At 32.6% G+C, this 13,696-nt stretch carries 17 protein-coding genes; 15 read left to right on the top strand and 2 right to left on the bottom strand.

The window, feature by feature from the left end:
* Nucleotides 1-186: 186 nt before the first annotated feature.
* From hisG to truA, 10 genes are all read left to right on the top strand, one after another.
* Nucleotides 187-1,044 carry an ATP phosphoribosyltransferase gene (gene hisG / locus MST30_RS13760; protein WP_243471983.1) on the top strand — a complete coding sequence of 286 codons (858 nt, stop codon included), beginning with the start codon at nt 187-189 and terminating at the stop codon, nt 1,042-1,044.
* A gap of 49 nt (nt 1,045-1,093) precedes the next feature.
* Nucleotides 1,094-2,380, top strand: a complete 1,287-nt coding sequence (gene hisD, locus MST30_RS13755) for a histidinol dehydrogenase (RefSeq protein ID WP_243471982.1) — start codon at nt 1,094-1,096, stop codon at nt 2,378-2,380.
* Nucleotides 2,381-2,419: 39 nt separating this feature from the next.
* Nucleotides 2,420-3,469, top strand: a complete 1,050-nt coding sequence (gene hisC / locus MST30_RS13750; RefSeq protein WP_243471981.1) for a histidinol-phosphate transaminase — start codon at nt 2,420-2,422, stop codon at nt 3,467-3,469.
* Nucleotides 3,470-3,529: 60 nt separating this feature from the next.
* Nucleotides 3,530-4,663 (top strand): bifunctional histidinol-phosphatase/imidazoleglycerol-phosphate dehydratase HisB, encoded by a 1,134-nt coding sequence (gene hisB, locus MST30_RS13745; RefSeq protein ID WP_243471980.1) that lies wholly within the window; start codon nt 3,530-3,532, stop codon nt 4,661-4,663.
* Nucleotides 4,664-4,747: 84 nt separating this feature from the next.
* On the top strand, nt 4,748-5,341 hold the full coding sequence (gene hisH / locus MST30_RS13740) for an imidazole glycerol phosphate synthase subunit HisH (RefSeq protein WP_243471979.1): 594 nt from the start codon (nt 4,748-4,750) through the stop codon (nt 5,339-5,341).
* A gap of 15 nt (nt 5,342-5,356) precedes the next feature.
* Nucleotides 5,357-6,091: a 1-(5-phosphoribosyl)-5-[(5-phosphoribosylamino)methylideneamino]imidazole-4-carboxamide isomerase gene (gene hisA, locus MST30_RS13735; RefSeq protein WP_243471978.1), complete on the top strand. Its 735-nt coding sequence runs from the start codon at nt 5,357-5,359 to the stop codon at nt 6,089-6,091.
* A 77-nt stretch (nt 6,092-6,168) separates the two neighbouring features.
* A complete protein-coding gene (hisF, locus tag MST30_RS13730; RefSeq protein WP_243471977.1) occupies nt 6,169-6,924 on the top strand; it encodes an imidazole glycerol phosphate synthase subunit HisF in 756 nt (251 codons plus the stop codon).
* Nucleotides 6,925-7,012: 88 nt separating this feature from the next.
* Nucleotides 7,013-7,615, top strand: coding sequence for a bifunctional phosphoribosyl-AMP cyclohydrolase/phosphoribosyl-ATP diphosphatase HisIE (hisIE, locus tag MST30_RS13725; RefSeq protein WP_243471976.1), 603 nt, complete (start codon nt 7,013-7,015; stop codon nt 7,613-7,615).
* A 92-nt stretch (nt 7,616-7,707) separates the two neighbouring features.
* The gene (locus MST30_RS13720; protein ID WP_243471975.1) at nt 7,708-9,507 is read left to right on the top strand and encodes a zinc-dependent metalloprotease; all 1,800 of its coding nucleotides are present in this window, start codon (nt 7,708-7,710) and stop codon (nt 9,505-9,507) included.
* A gap of 109 nt (nt 9,508-9,616) precedes the next feature.
* Nucleotides 9,617-10,402, top strand: coding sequence for a tRNA pseudouridine(38-40) synthase TruA (gene truA, locus MST30_RS13715; RefSeq protein WP_243471974.1), 786 nt, complete (start codon nt 9,617-9,619; stop codon nt 10,400-10,402).
* A 56-nt stretch (nt 10,403-10,458) separates the two neighbouring features.
* On the opposite strand, the gene MST30_RS13710 is transcribed toward truA, so the two are convergent.
* On the bottom strand, nt 10,459-10,893 hold the full coding sequence (locus tag MST30_RS13710) for a hypothetical protein (RefSeq protein WP_243471973.1): 435 nt from the start codon (nt 10,891-10,893) through the stop codon (nt 10,459-10,461).
* A 162-nt stretch (nt 10,894-11,055) separates the two neighbouring features.
* Entirely contained in the window at nt 11,056-11,277 is a 222-nt protein-coding gene (locus tag MST30_RS13705; RefSeq protein WP_138434016.1) for a hypothetical protein, read from the bottom strand.
* 248 nt (nt 11,278-11,525) lie between these two features.
* Here MST30_RS13705 and MST30_RS13700 point away from each other — a divergent pair, with 248 nt between their 5' ends.
* The 5 genes from MST30_RS13700 to MST30_RS13680 all read left to right on the top strand — a co-directional run bounded on the left by MST30_RS13700 (nt 11,526) and on the right by MST30_RS13680 (nt 13,696).
* A complete protein-coding gene (locus MST30_RS13700) occupies nt 11,526-12,017 on the top strand; it encodes a Dps family protein (protein ID WP_243471972.1) in 492 nt (163 codons plus the stop codon).
* A gap of 50 nt (nt 12,018-12,067) precedes the next feature.
* Nucleotides 12,068-12,970, top strand: a complete 903-nt coding sequence (locus tag MST30_RS13695; protein ID WP_243471971.1) for a mechanosensitive ion channel family protein — start codon at nt 12,068-12,070, stop codon at nt 12,968-12,970.
* Nucleotides 12,971-13,077: 107 nt separating this feature from the next.
* Nucleotides 13,078-13,242 carry a DUF1328 family protein gene (locus tag MST30_RS13690; RefSeq protein WP_243471970.1) on the top strand — a complete coding sequence of 55 codons (165 nt, stop codon included), beginning with the start codon at nt 13,078-13,080 and terminating at the stop codon, nt 13,240-13,242.
* A gap of 45 nt (nt 13,243-13,287) precedes the next feature.
* A complete protein-coding gene (locus tag MST30_RS13685; RefSeq protein ID WP_243471969.1) occupies nt 13,288-13,470 on the top strand; it encodes a hypothetical protein in 183 nt (60 codons plus the stop codon).
* A 13-nt stretch (nt 13,471-13,483) separates the two neighbouring features.
* Entirely contained in the window at nt 13,484-13,696 is a 213-nt protein-coding gene (locus tag MST30_RS13680) for a hypothetical protein (RefSeq protein ID WP_243471968.1), read from the top strand.

The raw sequence follows: 13,696 nt of genomic DNA, 5'->3' as shown, positions 1-13,696 counted from the left end.
AACAAAAACAAGACATGACTTTTATTCAATTACATCATCATCATTTTCATACTTGCACTCAAGCGAGCTGAAAATGTATTGAATAAAACCAAGATATTTTTAAAACCGTTTGAGTAAATCAAACGGTTTTTTTATTTCTAAAACTTCACCAAGATTTACTCAAACACTTTTAACTAAAAAAGAAAAATGAGTAAACTAAAAATTGCAATTCAAAAATCTGGACGATTAAACGAGGATTCGATGAAAATCCTTAAAGACGTTGGTATTGCTATTGATAATGGCAAAGATCAACTCAAAGCTTCAGCTAAAAACTTCCCATTAGAAGTCTTTTATTTACGTAACGGAGACATTCCTCAGTATTTAAAAGATGGTGTTGTAGACTTAGCCATTATTGGTGAAAATGTTTTGGTAGAAAAAGGACAAGACATTTCTATTGTAGAAAAATTAGGGTTTTCTAGCTGTAAAGTGTCTGTAGCAATTCCAAAAGGAAAAAACTACAATTCCATTAAAGATTTAGAAGGAAAACGTATCGCGACATCGTATCCAAACACAGTCAACCAATTCTTAAAAAACAACAATATCGATGCGAATTTGCACATCATTAATGGTTCTGTAGAAATTGCGCCAAACATTGGTTTAGCAGATGCAATTGTTGATATTGTATCTAGCGGAAGCACCTTATTTAAAAATAACCTTAAAGAAGTTGAAGTCATTTTAAAATCGGAAGCTGTACTTGCAGTGTCACCTCAAATTTCCACTGAAAACCAAGCAATTTTAAACAAGTTACAGTTTAGATTGCAATCGGTTTTAAAAGCAAGAAACTCACGTTACGTCTTACTTAACGCGCCAAATAACAAGGTTGATGACATTATAAATATTTTACCAGGAATGAAAAGTCCAACCGTTTTACCATTAGCTGAAGAAGGTTGGAGTTCATTACATTCCGTAATCAATAAAAATGATTTCTGGGAAATTATAGATGAATTAAAAGCAAATGGAGCAGAAGGCATATTAGTTTGTCCAATTGAAAATATGGTTTTATAAGTAACGTCACTTCGAGTGATTTTGAGGAACGAAAATTGTATCGAGAAGAATGAAAACAATAAAATACCCAAATAAAAACACATGGTCAGAACTTTTAAAACGACCAACACAAACCGTAAACGATATAGAAAGTACAGTCAACCAAATTTTTGAAGATGTACAACGCAATGGTGATGCTGCAATTTCAAAATACACCAAGTTATTTGATGGTGCAGATTTACAATCTAATCTTGTAACTGCGCAAGAAATAGAAGAGGCTACTTCAAAATTATCATCAGAACTAAAAGCTGCAATTAACCAAGCAAAATCAAACATAGAAACATTCCACAAAGCACAAAAAACAGAAAAGGTAAGTGTAGAAACGTCTGTTGGTATTACCTGTTGGCAAGAAAAACGTGCCATACAAAAAGTTGGGATTTATATTCCTGCTGGTACAGCGCCTTTATTTTCAACAGTTTTAATGCTAGCAATTCCAGCAAATATCGCAGGTTGTAAAGAAGTTGTGTTATGTTCGCCGCCAAATAAAGACGGTAAAATTGCTAACGAAATTTTATACGCAGTTCAACTTTGCGGTGTGACTAAAATTATAAAAGTTGGTGGTATTCAAGCTATTGCAGGATTAACGTTTGGGACCGAAACTATTCCGCAAGTCTATAAAATCTTTGGTCCAGGAAACCAATTTGTAACTGTCGCAAAGCAATTAGCTACTAAATATGGTGTTGCTATCGATATGCCTGCAGGACCAAGCGAATTGTTGGTTGTGGCAGATGATAGTGCCAATGCAAGTTATGTGGCTTCAGATTTATTAAGTCAAGCAGAACACGGAACTGATAGTCAAGTGATTTTAGTCTCTACATCTGAAAACTTTATGAATGAAGTTGAAACTGAAATTAACATGCAAATTAAATTATTACCAAGACAAGACATTGCGCAACAAGCTATCAATAATTCAAAATCTATTTTAGTAAAATCTGATAAAGAAGCATTAGATTTAATTAATGATTATGGTCCAGAACACTTTATTGTAGCGACTAAAAGAAATGATTTTTATATTGATGGAATTCAAAATGCAGGTTCTGTATTTATTGGTAATTATACACCAGAAAGTGCTGGCGATTATGCGTCTGGAACCAATCACACCTTACCAACCAATGGATTTAGCAAAGCATATTCTGGTGTGAATTTAGATAGTTTTACAAAAGCGATTACGTTTCAAAATATCACAAAAGAAGGTTTAAAAAACATAGGAAACACCATAGAACTAATGGCGAAAGCTGAAGGATTACAAGCGCACAAAAACGCAGTTTCGATTAGATTAAAAGACTTAACGAACTAATGTCATTCAGAGCAAAGCGAAGAATCTAAAGACTATAATATGAAACAAACTTTCAACATAAATAACTTAGTCAGACCAAACATCGCAGCCTTAAAACCGTATTCTTCTGCGAGAGATGAGTTTAAAGACGCAACTTCAAGCCAAATGATTTTCTTAGATGCAAACGAAAATCCGTTTGAAAATGGTGTAAATCGTTATCCGGATCCAAAACAAAAAGATGTAAAATCGGTGTTATCAAAAATTAAAAACATTCCAACCGAAAATATCCTGTTAGGAAACGGAAGTGATGAAGTATTAGACTTAATTTTTAGAGCCTTTTGCGAGCCAAACCAAGATAATGTTATCACATTACCACCAACTTACGGTATGTATGAGGTATTAGCAAATACAAATGCTATAGACGTTTTAACGGTTGAATTGAATGCTGATTTTCAACCAAAAGTAAACGATATTCTAAACACTCAAAACAACAATACAAAACTGTTATTTTTATGTTCGCCAAACAATCCAACAGCGAATAGTTTTGAAGCGTCTAAAATTGAAAAATTATTGACTAATTTCAATGGAATTGTAGTAATTGATGAAGCATATATCGATTTTTCAGAAGATGAAAGTTGGATATCAAAATTATCAGATTTCCCAAATTTAATAGTCACGCAAACGCTATCTAAAGCTTACGGAATGGCAGGAATTAGACTAGGAATTTGCTACGCTTCAACCGAAATTATTTCAATTTTAAACAAAATAAAACCACCATATAATGTCAATCAATTAACGCAGCAAAAGGCAATCCAACGTTTAGAAAAGCAACAAGAGGTTCAAAACGAAATTCAAAACATAATTTCAGAAAGAAGCTTGTTAATTAAAGCCTTAAAGTCGCTGACTTGGATTGATACTATATATCCAACACAAGCCAATTTTGTGTTAATTAAGGTAGATGATGCGACTAATCGATACAATCAGTTAGTAGAAAAATGCATCGTTGTTCGCAACCGAACCAATCAGCCACTTTGTGAAAACTGTTTACGTTTTACGGTTGGTACAAGTGATGAGAATGAGAAATTGATTGCAGTATTAAATAATATATAAACGTCACATTAAGTGATATTCATAAGAAATTCACTCGAACTGACGAAAACATAGAAAAAAATGAAAAAAGTACTATTCATAGACCGTGATGGCACATTGATTAAAGAACCAGCAGATGAGCAAATCGATAGTTTTGAGAAGTTGGTATTTTACCCAAAGGTCTTCACGTATTTAAGTAAAATCGCCAAAGAATTAGATTTTGAAATTGTAATGATTACCAATCAAGATGGATTGGGAACAGATCTGTATCCAGAAAACACGTTTTGGCCAGTACATAATTTTGTGCTTCAATCTTTTGAAAATGAAGGTGTTATTTTTGAAGAACAATTTATAGACAGAACTTTCGCAAAAGACAATGCGCCAACACGAAAGCCAAATACAGGTCTGTTAACCAAGTATTTTGGTGAGGATTACGATTTAGAAAATTCGTTTGTTATTGGTGACCGATTAACCGATGTTGAATTAGCTAAAAACCTTGGTTCTAAAGGCATTTTTATTAATGACAATACCAATTTAGGAACGGATGAAATTACGGTAAAACGAGATTCTTTAGACCAGTTTATCGCTTTAGAAAGTAATGATTGGGAAGAGATTTACAAATTCTTAAAAGCCAAAGAACGTACTGGAAGCATCGAACGAAATACCAACGAAACAAAAATTAAGATCGATTTAAATCTTGACGGAACAGGACAAAGTAATATCAATACAGGTATTGCGTTTTTCGACCATATGTTAGACCAAATTGCGCGTCACGGACAATTAGATTTAAATATTAAAGTCGATGGTGATTTAGAAGTAGATGAGCATCACACTATCGAAGATACAGCTATTGCTTTAGGTGAAGTATTTGCAACGACTTTAGGTAATAAGTTAGGTATAGAACGTTACGGTTTTAGCTTACCAATGGACGATTGTTTTGCGCAAGCTGCAATAGATTTTGGTGGTAGAAATTGGTTGGTTTGGGAAGCCGATTTTAAACGCGAAATGATTGGCAAAATGCCAACCGAAATGTTTTTTCACTTCTTTAAATCCTTTACAGATGGTGCAAAATGCAACCTAAACATCAAAGCAGAAGGTACAAACGAGCATCACAAAATTGAAGCAATTTTTAAAGCATTTGCTAAAGCAATAAAAATGGCAGTAAAACGCGATGTTGAAAAAATGATTTTACCAAGTACAAAAGGAATGTTATAGTACTTTTCATTCCGTACTTGATACGGAATCTAAAAAAATGAACAATAATTAATAAGATTCCTGCCTTCGCAGGAATGACAATAAATGAAAATAGTCATCATAAATTATGGTGCAGGAAACATCAAAAGCATTCAATTTGCTTTTAAACGCTTAGGTTTTGAAGCGTTGTTAACTAATAATCCTGAAGAAATTAAAGCAGCAGACAGAGTGATTTTTCCTGGTGTAGGCGAGGCGAGTAGTGCAATGAAAAAGCTAAAAGAATCAGGTTTGGATCGTTTGATTCCGCAGTTAAAACAACCTGTTTTAGGGATTTGTTTAGGTATGCAATTAATGTGTAAGTCTACAGAAGAAGGACATACAAATGGCTTAGGTATTTTTAATGTAGATGTAAAACGCTTTTCAAATACAGTAAAAGTGCCACAAATGGGTTGGAATACGATAAGTAATCTTAAATCAGATTTGTTTAAACATATTAAAGCAAATGAATTTATGTATTTAGTGCATAGTTTTTATGCAGAAAAATGCCAAGAAGCAATTGCAACAACAACTTATGATGTTGAATACGCTTCAGCATTACAAAAAGATAATTTTTACGGAGTACAATTTCACCCAGAAAAAAGTGGAAAAGAAGGAGAAAAAATTCTTAAGAATTTTTTAGAACTAAATACTAACAACTAGAAACAAACAACTATTTTGAGAATAATACCAGCAATAGACATAATAGAAGGAAAGTGCGTAAGATTAACTAAAGGCGATTACAGCACAACAAAAATGTATAATGAAAATCCGTTAGAAGTTGCCAAGCAATTTGAAGATGCAGGCATAGAATACTTGCATATGGTAGATTTAGAAGGCGCTAAAGCAGATCACGTAGTCAATTATAAAGTGTTAGAAAAGGTAGCGACAAAAACCAATTTAAAAATCGATTTTGGTGGCGGACTTAAATCGGATGACGATGTATTTATAGCTTTTAATTCTGGAGCTAAACAAATTACAGGAGGTAGTATAGCTGTAAAAAATACAGACACTTTTTTAAGATGGATTAATAAATACGGAACGCAAAAAATTATCCTTGGAGCCGATTGTAAAAACGAAAAAATCGCCATTTCTGGTTGGTTAGAAGAAAGTAGTTTAGACGTTGTCCCATTTATACAAGACTATCAAAAAAACGGTATTCAATATGTGGTATGTACAGATATTTCAAAAGACGGCATGCTTCAAGGTCCATCGGTAGATCTGTATAAAAAAATTATTAACCAATGTACCAATGGTAGCGCAGATCAATCTGTAAAACTAATTGCTTCTGGCGGAGTAACAACTATTGAAGATGTTGAAGTTTTAGCAGACATAGGTTGCGATGGAGTAATAATTGGTAAAGCCATTTACGAAAACAGAATAAGTTTAAAAGAATTAGAACGCTTTTTATAAAACTGTCATTCCGCACTTGATGCGGAATCTATTTTGAAACTAAAAATGAGATTCCTGCTTTCGTAGGAAGTAAAACTATGCTTACAAAACGAATCATACCTTGTCTAGATATTAAAAACGGTCGCACTGTTAAAGGCGTTAATTTTGTTAATTTAAGAGATGCAGGCGATCCTGTAGAATTAGCAAAACAGTATGCTGAAAAAGGCGCAGACGAATTGGTGTTTTTAGATATTTCTGCAACTTTAGAAGGTAGAAAAACAATGATTGAAATGGTGTTAAAAGTCGCCGAACAAGTCAATATTCCATTTACCGTTGGTGGCGGAATTTCAAGTGTTGAAGATGTAGATGTACTTTTAAAATCTGGAGCAGATAAAATATCTGTAAATTCATCTGCTGTAAAACGACCAGAATTGATAAACGAATTGTCAAGTAAGTTTGGCAGTCAATGTGTTGTGGTTGCTATAGATGCCAAACAAGTTAAAGGACAATGGAAAGTGCATTTAGCTGGTGGAAGTATTCCAACCGAAATAGATCTATTCGATTGGGCAAAAGAAGTTGAAACAAGAGGCGCAGGTGAAATTCTGTTTACCTCTATGAATAACGATGGAACAAAAAATGGATTTGCAAATGATGCTTTGGCTAAACTATCAGACACTGTAAATATCCCAATCATCGCGTCTGGTGGCGCAGGAACTATTCAGCATTTTACAGATACCTTTAAAGAGGGAAAAGCAGATGCCGCTTTGGCTGCAAGTGTATTTCATTTTGGTGAAATAGAAATAAAAGATTTAAAAGAAGAATTAAAACAGAAAGGTGTTTCTGTTAGATTATAAATTGTCATTCAGAGCAAAGCGAAGTATCTTTAAATTTTGAGATTTCTCGTCGCTGTGCTCACTCGAAATGACAGAAAAGCTAAGAAAAATGAACATAAATTTTAATAAAAATAACGACGGATTAGTCCCAGCAATCGTTCAAGACGCAACAACCAAAAATGTGTTGATGCTTGGTTATATGAACGAAGAAGCGCTTAAAAAAACGCAAGACACTAAGTTGTTAACCTTTTTCAGTCGTACCAAAAACCGACTTTGGACTAAAGGTGAAGAAAGCGGTAATGTTTTAAACTTAGTAGATATTAAATTAGATTGCGATAATGATACTTTGTTAGTAACTGTAAATCCAAAAGGGCCAACGTGTCACAAAGGAAGTGATACGTGTTGGAATGAAGCTAATACCGAATCTTACGGGTTTTTAACCAAACTGGAAAACACGATACAAAGTAGGGTAGAAGCTGGTAACACAGAAAAATCTTATGTAGCTTCATTATTTGCCAAGGGTATTAATAAAGTGGCTCAAAAAGTTGGTGAAGAAGCTGTGGAAGTCATTATTGAAGCTAAGGACAATAACGACGACTTATTTTTAAATGAAAGTGCCGATTTATTATTTCACTATTTAATGTTGTTGCAGGCAAAAGGGTTTAAGTTGGAAGATGTGGTTTCTATTCTTCATAACCGTAATGAAAATTAATTTTTATCGATAAAATGTAAATATTCACGACAAAAGGTTGTTTTTTGTTGAAAATGTGTATATTGCAACACTTAATTTTAACCAAAATCTCGATGAAAAACTTTACAATTAGTACTGTAATAGTATTCTTTTCTTTATTTACTTATTCTGTTTTTGCGCAGCAATGTGCATTTGATCACCAAAGGGAAGAATTATTGCAAGATCCAAACTATGTTCAGCAAGAACAACTTACTGAGCAAAAAATTCAGAATTTTATATCAAATAATGAATTGGCTCAACGAAATGGTACCATTTATACAATACCTGTTGTTGTGCATGTATTACATTTGGGTGAAGCAGAAGGAATAGGTTCAAATATTTCTGACGCTCAAATTCAAAGTAGTATAGATAATCTTAATGATTTTTATAGAGGTTTAACACCAGGTAGTTCAGTTGATTTTGAGATTGAATTTGTTTTAGCTCAGAGAGATCCTAATTGTGCAGCTACTACAGGAATTAATAGAGTTGATGCTTCTGGAATTCCTGGTTATGCCAGTAATGGAGTTAATGTAGCTGATTCTGGAGGTGCTGATTATGAAACGATAAGAGATTATATAAATTGGCCATCCACGGATTATCTTAATTTTTGGATAGTAACTGAATTAGATAATAATGATGGTGGTTTTGGTTACCAAGGTTACGCTTATTTTTACAATGAATTTAGTAGTTATTATGGCTCTGTAATGATGGCTTCGGTTTTTGGTTATGATCCAGGAAACACCAATGGTTGGGGTTTAAATTCTAACGGAGATAATAGTACAGTTGTTCATGAGGTAGGTCACTATTTGCATTTGTATCATACTTTTCAAGGTGATGATACAGATAATGATGGTATTTCAGATACATGTCCTGCGGATATTACTGTAGGTACAGATAGTGATGGTTGTGCAGATACTGTGCCACATCAAAGAGAAACAAGTACGTGTCCTGCAAATAACACATGTACAGGTAGTCCTTGGGTAGATAATAATACAGTTAACAATGTAATGAGTTATTATTATTGTACAGATAGACTAACTGAAGATCAGAAAACAAGAGCAAGAGCAGCTATGACAGATACTGCTATTGTAGAGTCTAAAGGTGATGAAGCACCAGAAGTTGGTTTTGTAGCTCCTACTACTGTATGTTCTGCAAATTCACCTGCTAGTAACAATTTTTCTGGTATCATCAGTGTAGAATTAAATTCTACAACTTTTACATCATCGACAACAGCTGGTGATGGTGGTAACCTAGATAGAAGTGTTAATTGTAGCGGACTTTTCAATATAGATACAGATAATGCTTATACAATGAATGTTGAAATTACTGGTGGAAACGCTCATCAATTAGGTGTGTGGATAGATTGGAATAACGATGGTGATTTTGATGATGATGCTGAAACACAACATTATTCTCAAGATATTGTTGGTGGTGCTATAGTGCCTGTATCATTAACATATCCATCTACGATTCCTTATGATAGTTATGTGAGAATTAGATTGATGACAGATGTTGATGATGCTTATGGTGTAGGAATTATAAATTCAGCTTGCTACACATCATTAGGTTATGGGCAGTCAGAAGATTATGCACTATACATAGAGCCTGGTACATTATCTATAGACGATATTAATACTAATGAATTGATGATATACTCAGATGGTTCTAATGACCAATTAGTTGTTAAAGGACAATTATTAGAAGTATCTACAGCGAATCTATATGATATACAAGGTAGGTTGGTCAAGAGTCAAATATTAGAGACTTCTTCTTCCAGAAATACCTTGAATGTATCAGGATTAAGCAGTGGAATTTATATTGTAAAAGTTTCTAATAATATTCAATCAAAAGTTAAGAAAGTAATTTTAGATTAATGAATAGTTAGTTAGTAATGCTCAAAAGGCTGTCAAAAAAAGTATTTGGCAGCCTTTTTTGTTTGCTCTAAATTTTTGGAATTTTCTATAAAATAACGTTCTTGCTATTATGTTTGACAAACGCTACTATTACCTCATAAAAATTCAATATTTAGGCTATCGATTTCATGGTTGGCAAAAACAACCAGATGTAAAAACCTTACATCTTATGATTGATAGAACCTTAAAGTATATTCTCGGTGACACAAGATTTAAGACCCTTGGAGCAGGTAGAACAGATGCTATGGTTTCGGCTAATGAAGCTGCTTTAGAATTGTTTATTTACAATCAACCTATTGAAGATTTTGAAGGGTTTTTAGAACTGTTCAATTATAATTTACCACAAGATATAAGAGCCTTATCTATAAGAGAAGTTGATAAGGATTTTAATATCATACAAGATTCTAAAATAAAGGAATACCATTATGTATTTTCACAGGGACAAAAAAATCATCCGTTTTGTGCGCCTATTTTAACGACTATTTTAAAGCCTCTTAACATAGATTTAATGAAAGAAGGGGCTAAATTGTTTGAAGGAACGCACAACTTTAAAACCTATTGCTACAAAGCTACCAACAAGGGAGAATATCAGAGAACTATTGAGTATTGCGAAATTGTAGATAACACTATTTATACGGCTAATTTTTTTCCAAAAGAATCTTATGTTTTTATTATAAGAGGAAAAGGTTTTATGCGAAACCAAATCCGTTTAATGATGGGTTGTCTTATAAAATTAGGGAGAGGTGAAGTAACTTTAGATTATATAAAGGAAACTTTAAAAGAAGACAGTAAAGAGGTTATGGATTATATAGCACCAGCTTCAGGACTAATTCTTCATAGATTAGATTTTGAATAAAAAAAGGAACCAATAAATATTATTAATTCCTTTTCAAAGATTGATTGGTAATGTTTTTAGCTTATCCAGTCTTTTTTAGCAGAATGACTTGAAAACCAAACTAAAAATAGAGCAAATACCAAAACGGCATAAGAAAAGATTTTGTTTTGACTAAAGTCAACACCTTTTAAATCTACAATAAACAAGAAGTAAATCATCATTACTGCTGCTGCAAGGAAAGACAAAATTAAAATAGTCTTAGCTACCTTTTTTCTTAGTAACAATAATAAACAGCCTAGCACACCAGAAAAAACTGCAATAGCAAATAGTGCCGTATACCAAGCAGGCATGCTGTCCATAATTTCAATTTGCTCTACTGTATAATTGTCTGTAAATGATTTGGTTTTGTAGGCTTGGCTTATGTAGCCATGCACACCCATTCCATTCCAAATAAGTGCAATAACACTCACGATCCAAAACCAAATAGGTGGTTTTTCTAATGAATTTGCCATAATAAATCGATTTAATTAGTTAGTTTTTTAGCAGATATAAACTGCTGATTTAATTAACAATTTATAAAAAAAATCATAGACTGTAATTTTAGGCTATGATTTTGATATAATAAAAAAGGGTGAAATTTTACTTTCACCCTTCTTGTAATTAGTATATTTTAGTTATTCTACAACATGTAATTTTGGTTCTTTTTCTACAAACTTTCCATTTACAGATTCACCTAGTATAAGTACTTCTTTAGAACGTTCGTACATCTTTATTGCTCGGTGCATTTGTAGTTTGGTGCCGCTATATAGCTTAACACCAGATTTAGAACCTTTGTTTCGGATTTCAATATAGAAACCATCTTTAAGCTTTGTTGGTCTTGTTGCTGGTCTACCCATAAAATTAGTGTGTATTTTTAAAAGTACCGCATAATACTGAAAATTATAGCAACTCACAAGTTTATTTTTAACAATTCTAATTTAAAATATCAACACGTTAAATTCTATTAACATTTTAGAATTCCTTTAACAAAATATTATGTTAATAGATACCTCAAATGGTTAAATCCTGTTAAGTCTCTTGACAAAACTTTATATGCCCTATATATTAAATGGAAACGAAATAAAACAAACACAAAACAATAGTTATGAGCTACTTAAATATGAACGACGAAAAATTATTACCAACTGTTGTAGAATTGAATACTTTATTAGCAGATTACCATATTTACTATCAAAACTTAAGAAATTTCCATTGGAACATTCTAGGTGATAATTTCTTTGAATTACACGAAAAATTCGAAGAGTTATATACAGATGCAAGAGTAAAAATAGATGAAATTGCCGAACGTATTCTTACTTTAAGATATCATCCAATGAGTAATTTAAAAGATTACCTAAAGGCATCATCAATTGAAGAAGTATCTTCAAAAAAAACAGACAAAGAGATGGTAGACTCCATTTTAGACAACCATGCAATATTACTCAGACAAATGTCTAAAGTAATCGATAAGGCAGAACAAACAAACGACGAAGGTACCATAGATCTTATTGGTGCTTATATTAGAGAATTAGAAAAAAGTAGCTGGATGTTAGATGCATTTACCAAAGAAACCGCATCACAATTAAATGAAGTATAAAGAACTTTAAACAAGTAATTACTAACATTTAATTAATAAAAACATCTAAAATGAAAGAGCAATTTAATAATGCCCTTGGAAATCTTATTTCTAAACTCGAGGGTTGGTTTAACACAATTATAGAATACATACCCAATTTTATACTAGCCATTTTGGTGATGGTAGCATCATATTTTGCTGCTAAGTACATTAGCAAGTTAGTGAGTAAGCTGGTGTCTAAAAAAGTAAATCAAGAGTCTATAACTGCGGCTATAGCAAGAGTTACAGCAGTCGTAGTGGTTACCTTGGGATTATTTATTTCACTTGGTGTTATGAATTTAGGTAAAGCCTTGACTTCATTATTGGCTGGTGCTGGTGTAGTTGGTTTGGCAATAGGTCTAGCTTTACAAGGTACACTCGCCAATACGTTTGCTGGTCTTATATTATCATTCAGAAAGAAAATTCAGATTGGTAATTGGGTGGAAACTACAGGATATTCGGGTGAAGTTATAGATATTAATCTTAAAGACTTTACCCTAAAGGAAGCAGATAATAATATTGTTGTTATTCCTAATAAAACCATCTTAGAAAACCCATTAAAAAACTATTCCTTAACTACCAGAATGCGAGTTTTCTTAGAGTGTGGTGTAGGCTATGAATCAGACTTAGAAAAAGTAGAACAGCTTACAAAAGAAGTTATTGCTAAAACCTTTGACCAAGTTGAAAAGCCAGAGAACGTAGAATTTTATTATACTGAGTTTGGTGATAGTTCTATCAATTACTTATGTAGATTTTGGATTGATGCCGAAAGTATGCTCGAAAAGTTAAGAGCTAAAACCAAAGCCATTATAGAAATAAAAAAGGCTTATGATAAAGAAGGTATTAATATTCCTTTCCCTATCAGAACACTGCAATTTGACAATAAGCTTAGTGTAAAGTCTCAAGACTTACAAGAGGCGTTTTCAAACAATTAATACTACTAATTCCTACGCATTCTTATTGTTCGATGAAAATCATTGAATAATACTTGATTTCTGAAAGTCAGAAATCTAAAAACACTAATTATTAAAATTTTAAAATTATGTTACGTTGGACAATCACATTTATAATCATCGCAATTATTGCCGGAATCCTAGGATTTGGTGGAATAGCAGGAGGAGCAGCTACAATAGCGAAAATATGTTTCTTCTTGTTTTTAGTACTTTTTGTAATCTCTCTTTTTAGAGGATCAGCAAAAAAACTATAGGCAAAAAATACAAAAACAAAACACTAATCACTAAAATTTAAAACAATGAAAAAACTCACATATTTATTTATAGCATTATTTAGTCTTAGTTTATTAACAACAAGCTGTAGGGAACAAAAATCTACAGGTGAAAAAATAGAAGACGCAGTAGATGATACTGGTGATGCTATTGAAGATGCGGCAGATGATGTTTCTGATGAAGTTGAAGATGCAGTTGATAACAAATAAAAATTCAAAAAAGATGAAGAAAACAGTATATATGTTTTTAGCGCTATTCAGCTTAAGTGTTTTAACCACAAGTTGTAGAGAGCAAAAAACACCAGACGAAAAAGTTGAGCAGGCATTAGATGACGTTGGCGATGAACTTGAAGAAGCTAGTGATGATGTAAAAGATGCTGCAGAAGACTTAAAAGATGAAATAGAAGAGGTTAAAGAAGAAAATGGTGGTAAATAG

This window comes from Winogradskyella sp. MH6, from assembly GCF_022810765.1.
GTDB lineage: Bacteria > Bacteroidota > Bacteroidia > Flavobacteriales > Flavobacteriaceae > Winogradskyella.
The sequence above is the reverse complement of the archived record's forward strand: the minus strand, read 5'-3'. Positions and strand labels throughout refer to the sequence as shown.

What these genes read in the sequence shown, in the direction of transcription:
- hisD (WP_243471982.1), top strand. Translation starts at nt 1,094, where the DNA reads ATGAAAACAATAAAATACCCAAATAAAAACACATGGTCAGAACTTTTA.
- hisC (WP_243471981.1), top strand. Translation starts at nt 2,420, where the DNA reads ATGAAACAAACTTTCAACATAAATAACTTAGTCAGACCAAACATCGCA.
- MST30_RS13705 (WP_138434016.1), bottom strand. Translation starts at nt 11,277, where the DNA reads ATGGGTAGACCAGCAACAAGACCAACAAAGCTTAAAGATGGTTTCTAT.
- hisIE (WP_243471976.1), top strand. Translation starts at nt 7,013, where the DNA reads ATGAACATAAATTTTAATAAAAATAACGACGGATTAGTCCCAGCAATC.
- MST30_RS13685 (WP_243471969.1), top strand. Translation starts at nt 13,288, where the DNA reads ATGAAAAAACTCACATATTTATTTATAGCATTATTTAGTCTTAGTTTA.
- hisB (WP_243471980.1), top strand. Translation starts at nt 3,530, where the DNA reads ATGAAAAAAGTACTATTCATAGACCGTGATGGCACATTGATTAAAGAA.
- MST30_RS13710 (WP_243471973.1), bottom strand. Translation starts at nt 10,893, where the DNA reads ATGGCAAATTCATTAGAAAAACCACCTATTTGGTTTTGGATCGTGAGT.
- hisG (WP_243471983.1), top strand. Translation starts at nt 187, where the DNA reads ATGAGTAAACTAAAAATTGCAATTCAAAAATCTGGACGATTAAACGAG.
- MST30_RS13680 (WP_243471968.1), top strand. Translation starts at nt 13,484, where the DNA reads ATGAAGAAAACAGTATATATGTTTTTAGCGCTATTCAGCTTAAGTGTT.
- truA (WP_243471974.1), top strand. Translation starts at nt 9,617, where the DNA reads ATGTTTGACAAACGCTACTATTACCTCATAAAAATTCAATATTTAGGC.
- MST30_RS13720 (WP_243471975.1), top strand. Translation starts at nt 7,708, where the DNA reads ATGAAAAACTTTACAATTAGTACTGTAATAGTATTCTTTTCTTTATTT.
- MST30_RS13695 (WP_243471971.1), top strand. Translation starts at nt 12,068, where the DNA reads ATGAAAGAGCAATTTAATAATGCCCTTGGAAATCTTATTTCTAAACTC.
- hisF (WP_243471977.1), top strand. Translation starts at nt 6,169, where the DNA reads ATGCTTACAAAACGAATCATACCTTGTCTAGATATTAAAAACGGTCGC.
- MST30_RS13690 (WP_243471970.1), top strand. Translation starts at nt 13,078, where the DNA reads ATGTTACGTTGGACAATCACATTTATAATCATCGCAATTATTGCCGGA.
- MST30_RS13700 (WP_243471972.1), top strand. Translation starts at nt 11,526, where the DNA reads ATGAGCTACTTAAATATGAACGACGAAAAATTATTACCAACTGTTGTA.
- hisH (WP_243471979.1), top strand. Translation starts at nt 4,748, where the DNA reads ATGAAAATAGTCATCATAAATTATGGTGCAGGAAACATCAAAAGCATT.